General features: G+C 60.6%; 10 protein-coding genes and 1 tRNA gene. 5 read left to right on the forward strand and 6 right to left on the reverse strand.

The features are described from left to right. Positions 1-64 precede the first annotated feature (64 nt). Positions 65-1,663 (forward strand): malate synthase A, encoded by a 1,599-nt coding sequence (gene aceB / locus AC0V2Y_RS09535; RefSeq protein WP_475416473.1) that lies wholly within the window; start codon positions 65-67, stop codon positions 1,661-1,663. Positions 1,664-1,742: 79 nt separating this feature from the next. Here aceB and gloB read toward each other — a convergent pair whose 3' ends face one another. Next, positions 1,743-2,552, reverse strand: coding sequence for a hydroxyacylglutathione hydrolase (gene gloB, locus AC0V2Y_RS09540; protein ID WP_475416474.1), 810 nt, complete (start codon positions 2,550-2,552; stop codon positions 1,743-1,745). Positions 2,553-2,571: 19 nt separating this feature from the next. On the opposite strand from gloB, the gene AC0V2Y_RS09545 reads away from it, so the two are divergent. The 4 genes from AC0V2Y_RS09545 (at position 2,572) to AC0V2Y_RS09560 (ending at position 4,865) form a co-directional block, all read left to right on the forward strand. Next, positions 2,572-3,348 carry a class I SAM-dependent methyltransferase gene (locus AC0V2Y_RS09545; RefSeq protein ID WP_475416475.1) on the forward strand — a complete coding sequence of 259 codons (777 nt, stop codon included), beginning with the start codon at positions 2,572-2,574 and terminating at the stop codon, positions 3,346-3,348. Beyond that, entirely contained in the window at positions 3,341-3,790 is a 450-nt protein-coding gene (rnhA, locus tag AC0V2Y_RS09550; protein WP_099375866.1) for a ribonuclease HI, read from the forward strand. The genes AC0V2Y_RS09545 and rnhA overlap by 8 nt, the downstream gene beginning before the upstream one ends. A gap of 202 nt (positions 3,791-3,992) precedes the next feature. Next, positions 3,993-4,709 carry a DNA polymerase III subunit epsilon gene (dnaQ, locus tag AC0V2Y_RS09555; protein ID WP_086140964.1) on the forward strand — a complete coding sequence of 239 codons (717 nt, stop codon included), beginning with the start codon at positions 3,993-3,995 and terminating at the stop codon, positions 4,707-4,709. An 81-nt stretch (positions 4,710-4,790) separates the two neighbouring features. Then, positions 4,791-4,865, forward strand: a tRNA-Val gene (locus AC0V2Y_RS09560). An 88-nt stretch (positions 4,866-4,953) separates the two neighbouring features. Here the strand turns inward: AC0V2Y_RS09560 and AC0V2Y_RS09565 are convergent. The 5 genes from AC0V2Y_RS09565 to AC0V2Y_RS09585 all read right to left on the reverse strand — a co-directional run. Next, positions 4,954-5,958 carry a tyrosine-type recombinase/integrase gene (locus AC0V2Y_RS09565; RefSeq protein WP_475416476.1) on the reverse strand — a complete coding sequence of 335 codons (1,005 nt, stop codon included), beginning with the start codon at positions 5,956-5,958 and terminating at the stop codon, positions 4,954-4,956. Continuing rightward, on the reverse strand, positions 5,847-6,206 hold the full coding sequence (locus tag AC0V2Y_RS09570; RefSeq protein ID WP_475416477.1) for a helix-turn-helix transcriptional regulator: 360 nt from the start codon (positions 6,204-6,206) through the stop codon (positions 5,847-5,849). The genes AC0V2Y_RS09565 and AC0V2Y_RS09570 overlap by 112 nt, the downstream gene beginning before the upstream one ends. Before the next feature lie 25 nt (positions 6,207-6,231). Further along, positions 6,232-6,474, reverse strand: a complete 243-nt coding sequence (locus AC0V2Y_RS09575; RefSeq protein WP_475416478.1) for a hypothetical protein — start codon at positions 6,472-6,474, stop codon at positions 6,232-6,234. After that, a complete protein-coding gene (locus AC0V2Y_RS09580; RefSeq protein ID WP_475416479.1) occupies positions 6,471-6,797 on the reverse strand; it encodes a hypothetical protein in 327 nt (108 codons plus the stop codon). The genes AC0V2Y_RS09575 and AC0V2Y_RS09580 overlap by 4 nt, the downstream gene beginning before the upstream one ends. A 130-nt stretch (positions 6,798-6,927) precedes the next feature. Next, positions 6,928-8,307, reverse strand: a 1,380-nt coding sequence (locus AC0V2Y_RS09585) for a DEAD/DEAH box helicase (protein ID WP_475418333.1), incomplete at its 5' end; no start/stop codon positions are given.

The raw sequence follows: 8,307 nt of genomic DNA on the forward strand, positions 1-8,307 counted from the left end.
CTTGCGCTTATACTTGGATCATCAGATTACTTTTGCTTATATTTATTCAAAACCGGAGAACTTCATGACGCAGAACACGATCGCACTTCCAGAAGGCATGCAAATCACGGGTGACATCCAGCCCGGCTACGAACAGATTTTGACGCCGGCAGCGCTGGCGCTGGTGGCCAAGCTGACGCGTGCATTCGAACCGCGCCGCCAGCAATTGCTGGCTGTGCGCGTGGAACGAGCCAAGCGCCTCGACGCGGGCGAGCGTCCTGATTTCCTGCCAGAAACCGCGCACATCCGCGACGGCGACTGGAAGATCGCGCCGATCCCGAAGGCGCTGGAATGCCGCCGCGTGGAAATCACCGGTCCCGTCGAGCGCAAGATGGTCATCAACGCGTTCAATTCCGGCGCGGACAGCTACATGACGGACTTCGAGGATTCGAACACGCCGAACTGGGATAACCAGATCACGGGCCAGATCAATATGTTCGACGCCGTGCGCAAGACGATTTCGCTGGAGCAAAATGGCAAGTCGTACAAGCTGAACGACAAGATCGCCACCCTCGTCGTGCGTCCGCGCGGCTGGCACCTCGATGAAAAGCACGTGCTGGTCGACGGCAAGCGCATTTCCGGCGGTATTTTCGATTTCGCCCTGTTCATGTTCCATAACGCCAAGGAACAGCTGGCGCGCGGCGCCGGCCCGTATTTCTACCTGCCGAAGATGGAATCGCACCTGGAAGCGCGCCTGTGGAACGACATCTTCGTCATGACGCAAAACGAACTGGGCTTACCGCAAGGCACGATCAAGGCGACCGTGCTGATCGAAACCATCCTCGCCGCCTTCGAGATGGATGAAATCCTGTACGAATTGAAGGAGCACAGCTCGGGCTTGAACGCGGGCCGCTGGGATTACATCTTTTCGTGCATCAAGAAATTCAAGCTGGACAAGGATTTCTGCCTGGCCGATCGCGCCAAGGTCACGATGACGGCGCCGTTCATGCGCGCCTACGCCTTGCTGCTGCTGAAAACCTGCCACAAACGCGGTGCGCCAGCCATCGGCGGCATGGCAGCTTTGATCCCGATCAAGAACGATCCGGAAAAGAACGACATCGCCATGGGCGGCGTGCGCAACGACAAGGCGCGCGACGCCACCGACGGCTACGACGGCGGCTGGGTCGCCCATCCGGGCCTGGTCGAGCTGGCCATGGGCGAGTTCACGAAAGTACTCGGTGACAAGCCGAACCAGATCGACAAGCAGCGTCCCGACATCGATGTGAAAGCGTCGGATCTGCTGAACTTCCAGCCGGAAGCGCCGATCACGGAAGCGGGCTTGCGTTACAACATCAACGTGGGCATCCATTACCTGGGCAGCTGGCTGGCCGGCAATGGTTGCGTGCCCATCCACAACCTGATGGAAGACGCGGCCACGGCCGAGATCAGCCGCTCGCAAGTGTGGCAGTGGATCCGTTCCAGCAAGGGCGTGCTGGAAGACGGCCGCAAGGTGACGGCCGAGATGGTGCGCGCCATGATTCCGGAAGAGCTGGCCAAGGTGCAGCGCGATGCGCCAGGCGGCAATGGTCCGACCTATGTGCGCGCCGGCCAAATCTTCGAGGAAATGTCGACGTCGGAATCGTTCGCCGAATTCCTGACCTTGCCGCTGTACGAAGAAATCTGATCCTGATCAAATAACCGCATAAAAAAATCCCGGCGATGCCATCAGCATCTGCCGGGATTTTTATTGCGGAAGGATAAGCTTAAAAATTATTCTTCCACATCCGCAAGGCCGCAAATGCTTCCACGGGCGAAGCGTCGCTGGCCAGCTTGCCTTCCACCTTCAGGCTGGTCAAGATCGCCGGTTCGCGGTAGCGCAGGAAGGGGTTCGTCGCTTTTTCAAGAGCAATGGTCGACGGTACGGTCGATAGACCTTGCTGGCGCTTTTCCGTGTCGATGGCGATGCGTTCCTGCAAGGCCACGTTGCCCGGCTCGACGGCGTTGGCGAAGCGCAGATTGGACAAGGTGTACTCATGCGCGCAAAATACCTCGGTATCGTCGGGCAGGGCGGCCAGCTTGCCCAGCGAATCGGCCATCTGGCCCGGCGTGCCTTCGAACAGGCGGCCGCAGCCGCCGGCAAACAGGGTGTCGCCGGAAAACAGCCACGGCGCGCCGCTGCGCTCGTCGCGCTGGCGCACATAGGCGATATGCCCTTTGGTATGGCCGGGCACGTCGATGACCGTCAGCTGCAAGCCCAGCTCGGCCACGTAGGCGACATCGCCTTCGCCAAGCGGTTCCGTGATGGCTGTGATAGCCTCATTGCGCGGGCCGAAGACGGGCACGGCGAAATGCTGCAACAATTCAGGTACGCCACCCGTGTGGTCGGCGTGGTGATGCGTGAGTAAAATGGCGGACAAGGTCAACTGATGGGCTTGCAGCGCATCGAGGATGGCCATCGCATCGCCGGGGTCGACCACGGCGGCGTGGCGGCCGTCATGGATCAGCCACAGGTAATTGTCGGCAAAGGCGGGCACGGCAAGTACCGATAAAGCGTGTTCAGGGGAGTGTGTCATGAGCAAAAGAGAAAACTGAATGGACAGTGCGGCATCCGAAAAATCCATTATAGCGCTTGACGGCTGGTTGCAGACCCCGGCCGGTCTCTACGTGCGCGCCTGGGAACAGCAATGCCTCGACAGCCTGACCGTGGATATCTTCGGCTTTAACGCCGTGCAGATCGGCTTGCCGCAGCTCGATGCGCTGGCCGCCAACCGCATGCCGAACAAATGGCTGCTCGATGCGCGCCTGCCGTCGCAATCGCCGCAGGGCAGCCGACTGACCCTCGTGTCGGCCTTCGACGAGCTGCCGTTCGACTCGCAAAGCCTGGACCTGGTGGTCTTGCCGCACGTGCTCGAATTTGCTGCCGAGCCGCACCAGGTCTTGCGCGAAGTCGAACGCGTGCTGATCCCGGAAGGGCGCGTGATCGTCTGCGGCTTCAATCCGGCCAGCCTGTGGGGCATGCGCCAGGGGCTGGGACGCATCACGGGACGCCGCTATCTGCCGCAGGCGGGCGAGCTGATCTCTATGCCGCGCATGAAAGACTGGTTAAAATTGCTGAACATGGGCGTCAGCCAAAGCCACTTCGGCTGTTACGCACCTGCCTGCCGGACAGAAAAATGGCTGCGCCGCAACGCCTTCATGGACAAGGCGGGCGCGCGCTGGTGGCCATATCTGGGCGCAGTGTATATAGTGCAGGCGATCAAGCGCGTCAAAGGGATGCGTTTGATCGGTCCGGCGTGGACCAAGAAACCGGCGACGGCGCCCGCAGGCGCACCGGTCACGAATAAAAGGCGGGAACAGCAAGATGGATAAGGTAGAAACGAAGGTTGAGATTTATGCCGATGGCGCATGCAAGGGCAATCCCGGCACGGGCGGCTGGGGCGCACTGATGGTGGCCGATGGCGCCAAGAAAGAAATTTACGGTGGGGAACTGAATACGACGAATAACCGCATGGAATTGAAGGCCGTGATCGAAGCCTTGACGGCGCTCAAACGTCCCTGCCAGGTGGTGATGTATACCGATAGCCAGTATGTCCAGAAGGGCATCAGCGAATGGATCCACGGCTGGAAGGCGCGCGGCTGGAAAACGGCGGCCAAGGCGCCCGTGAAAAACGTCGACCTGTGGCAGGCGCTCGACGCTGCCCAGGCCGTGCACGAAGTGGAGTGGCGCTGGGTGCGCGGCCACAACGGCCATCCGGGCAATGAGCGGGCCGATCAGCTGGCCAACCTGGGCGTGGAAACCGTGCGCGCCTAAGAACGCCCAACCAAACCTACTGCGCGTCGCGCTTTGTGGCCTGTGATGCTCACCGTACTTGAGTACGGTTGCGCTTCTCGGCCACAAATCACTGCCGCTCGCTACGGTTTTATTGGGCGTTCGAACATGTCTGGGTGCGATTGCAGCACACAGGTTTGCTATACTGTGCCCTTCGCTTTTTGCTTTTACGAATGAATCCGCCATGCGTCAAATTGTTCTCGATACTGAAACCACCGGCCTGAATCCGCGCACGGGCGACCGCATCCTGGAGATCGGGGCGGTCGAGCTGAACAACCGCATGTTGACGGGGAATAATTTCCACCATTACATCAATCCCGAGCGCGATTCGGAAGAGGGCGCGCTGGCCGTCCACGGATTGACGACGGAATTCCTCAGCGACAAGCCGAAATTCGCGGAAATCGCCGACGAATTCCGCGCCTACATCGCCGGCGCCGAACTGATCATCCACAATGCCCCCTTCGATATCGGCTTCCTCAACGCGGAATTCAAGCGCCTGAACCTGCCGCCCGTGCACGAACAAGTGGTTGGCGTGATCGACACCCTGGTGCAGGCGAAGGAGATGCATCCCGGCAAGCGCAACTCGCTCGACGCCCTGTGCGACCGCTACGGCGTCTCGAACGCCCACCGCAAGCTGCACGGCGCGCTGCTCGACTCCGAATTGCTGGCCGACGTCTACCTGGCCATGACGCGCGGGCAAAACAGCCTGAGCATGGAAGAAGAAGTGGAAGTGGCCGCCGACGGCGCCGTGCTGGAAATCGTGCCGCTGGCCGAAGTCATCTTCCAGAGCGCCACAGCCGACGAGCTCGCTGCCCACGCCGCCACCATCGCCGGCCTCGACAAGGCCGCCAAGGGCCAGTGCATCTGGACCGCCGTCACGGCCCCACCAGCGGCCGCCTGAGAAAAAAGTGGGCCATGACAAATTTCCTCTTGCCAGCCCTTGCAGATGCCGCAACACCTATGCGATAATTCGCCTCGCTTCGGGAGGTTAGCTCAGGGGTAGAGCACTGCATTCACACTGCAGGGGTCGCAAGTTCGAAACTTGCACTTCCCACCAAGAATTCGCAATACAATCAAGTACTTATATTAAAGCCGACACATTTATGTAGTCGGCTTTTTTATTGGGTGTAATTTTCGGGTGTAATTTACTTTGCCACCACCAGAGCGGATAGCTTGTCCAGCGCGAGGCGCTGAGCATCCACCTGCAGGTGTGCGTAGCGCTGTGTTGTTTGCACATTGGCATGGCCGAGAATTTTGCTGATCGTATAGAGGTCCACGCCCAAGCCCAGCATGATGCTCGCGCAAGAATGGCGGAGGTCATGGAAATTCACGTGGGGCATGCCAGCCTTCACGCGTGCGCGGCGCCACGAAGACTGGGCACCGTACAACGTCATCTCCAACGGAAAATGCTTCAACCATGGCCGTAAGGCTGGGATGATAGGCACCACGCGCATCCGGAGTGTTTTAGTATTGCTGGCAGGGAAGGTAATCGAGTCCTTTCCAATATGCTCACGCTGGATCTGGAACAGCTCACCGCGGCGCGCGCCAGTCAGCAGTGCCGCCCATATCGCGGCCTGCGCAATCGGCGTGCAGAAGGATGCGATCTTCCTTACTTGATCAACCGTAAGAAACACCTCGCGCTTGTTGTTGACGGCCATGTTATCGATCCGCAAGCCATAATTTTCAGGAATGAGGCGCTGGCGCCATGCCAACTGCAATCCTTTTTTTGCACAGGCCAATGACCGGTTCACCGTCGCTGGCGCATAGGCCGGCTCCAGTTTGCCGGTTTTCTTATTTGGTATGAGCTTGCTCATGTCACGGATAACATGATCGGAAAACTCCTGGGCCTGGCTTGCTTTGTAGCGCTCAGCCCAAGGTCCAAGTCGTTTCGCATGATGCTTCGACGTGTCGCTACTACGCAAACTGGCGGAGTGCTCGACGTAGAGCGCGAGGATGAAGGCCATCGGCGGGTCACCGGGAATGTGCACCTGTTGGCTTTTCGGGGCGCGCGCAACCGCTGCGCGCAGCTCTGCCTCAGCTAACTTGGCATCACTCGTAGTTGCGCCTTCCGGCAGCTTTCTGTGAATTCTTTTGCCATCGACCATGATGCCGACGTGCTTCCTGCCTTTTTTGTCGTCCCAGATGGACATTGGTTGTTCTCCTTTAACCAGTTCTTGCATTCTTCAAGGTCGTAGCGCTTGGAGCGCGCGCCGACCGGTGTGTATGGCAGCCCGGCCTGCTCGAGGCGGCGGATCGTTGATTCGCTGACGCCGAGCGCGGCGCAGATCTGTTGCCTGTTGAGTTCGCCGGCCGTGTTGGCGGTGCGCTTGCCGCCAGCCTCGCCCAGCGCCGCAACCATTTCGGCGATATGGCGCATTTCTACGTCGCTCATGTTCATGGCGCGCTCCCGGCTAGGAGATTAATCATTCTGCATGCTCCAAAAAGGTTATTTCACCGGGCTGGCGCGCTGTCGCGTCGCCCATCAGGTAGATCACGGAAGACACGCCCCCGCCCAGCACCTGGGTACCCATGGCGCGCAAGTAGTGCTGCTTGCCCTCAAACAGCACGGGCTGGCAGGTGTGGATCGCGCGCAGCACGGCGCGGTCCAGCTTGTAGGCGGCCTCGGCCGGGGCCTCCGGCGGCGGCGCCGGGCTGCGGTTACTCACGTCGCCGCCGGCGCTGGCCGGACGAAGTACGCTACGGGACCATCGTCCTCGGTGTCGAAGATGGCCAGAAGGAACCAGTCGGCGCCGACTGGTGTGGTGGGTTGCCACTCCATCAGTGCGTCGGTATCGTCGTCCATGTAGCGCCCGAAAAGCGGTGCGGCATCGATCTCCATCCAGACGCGGGTGACTTCGACGCCGCATTCCGCCAACCAGGCGCTGAACGCTACGGCGCTGTCATCGTCCGGCGAATTGGCCAGGGCGGGGTGGAAGTAGCTGCCATCCTCACGGCGCTGAACTTGCACGGCTTCGATTATTGTTTTCATATCTACCTTTCAGGTTGTCGCGGCCAGGATGCCCGCCAGGGTTGCCGCCACGTAAATTAGGATCAGGGCCAGCGCGGCGCGCGCGCGGCGGCTGGGCTGCGCTCGCTGCTCGGCACTTCGTCGTTGTCGGTCATGTCGCAGCTCCCGGCACGCCTGGGAGTGCGGCTACCGTTTCCACTGGCGTTAAAGCCTCACCTCGCCGCGCCAAAAATTCCCGCGCCAGTCGCTGAATGTTGTTCTCGCCAGTGTTGATCCGTTCGGCAAGCGCCGAGTCCGGATTGCGCACCGACTCGATCTGCTCACGCTTCACGCCCAGCACTTCGGCCATGATCGGGTCGGCGCCGCTGTCCGACACCAGGAAGTAAGCAGAGCAGGGCGCATCCTGGCCATCACGGTGCACCCGCCCGATGCATTGCTCGTGCACGCCAGGCGACCAGTCCAGTTCGCCGAACACAACCGTATTGCAATAGCCTTGCAGGCCGTCGACGCCAGCGCCGGATCGAAGTGACATGATCAGCACCTGGGCCTTGCCAGCCAGGAAAGCGCTGACCGCCTCGTCCTTTTGGTTCGCCGACTCGCTACCGGTGTACAGCACCGGATTGAAGTCGGCCAGCGCCTCCATCCAGATACCATAGACGGCACGGTGCCAGCCAAACAGCACAATCGGCTCGCCGCTGTCGAGCAATAATTTAACGAACTCGGCAACATAGGGCGCCTTGGCGATGCCAGTGGCCTGGCGCATCAGCGCGTCGAATTCGCCGGCGGCCTGCATCTTTTCACCGCGGAACTGCTCGTTATGGCGCAGGACGATCTTAGCCAGAGAGATTGCGTCGCTCTGCAGGGCATCGAGCGCCTTCTCGTCGGCGTCTACTTCGTGCACGATCTTCGACAAGTCGGGAAGCTCGCGGCCCACATCTGCGCGCGTACGGCGCAGCATGATGCCTTCGCGGCGCAGGTAGGCACCGAATTCCTTGGCGTTGGCCAGCCTGGCCTTGCCGTCAACTTCGGTCGAGCACCACTCGCGCACGAATTCGTCGTACTCGCCCAGCGCCTCGGGCGCCACCACGTTCAGCACGTGATAGAACTCGTGGCCATAGTTATAGATCGGTGTTGCGCTCAGGCCCATGCGGCGCGCGGCACCGGCGCCAAGGTGTGCGGCAGCCTGGTAGATTGCGGTGTCGGGACTGCGCAGCGCCTGGCACTCGTCATAGACCACGTATTTCGCCACGCCGTGCAAAGTCTCTGCCCAGCCACGCAGCTTGTGATACGAGGTGATGATCACGTCCGGCAGGCGCGGCGGAATCAGTTCAATCTGCTTCGAGCGCGAGCGCGGCATCAGGTCGTATGGCGAACCTTTCTTGAGAATGTGCACGGTCAGGTCGGGCGCGAACTCCTTGATCATGGCGCGCCACTGGCGCGGCAAGTGCGCCGGGCAGACCACCACGACGGGCAGATTCTCGGCGCGCACCATGCCGCAGATGGCCGAAACCGTTTTGCCCAGGCCCAGGTC

It is taken from the genome of Janthinobacterium sp. BHSEK (genome assembly GCF_056174685.1).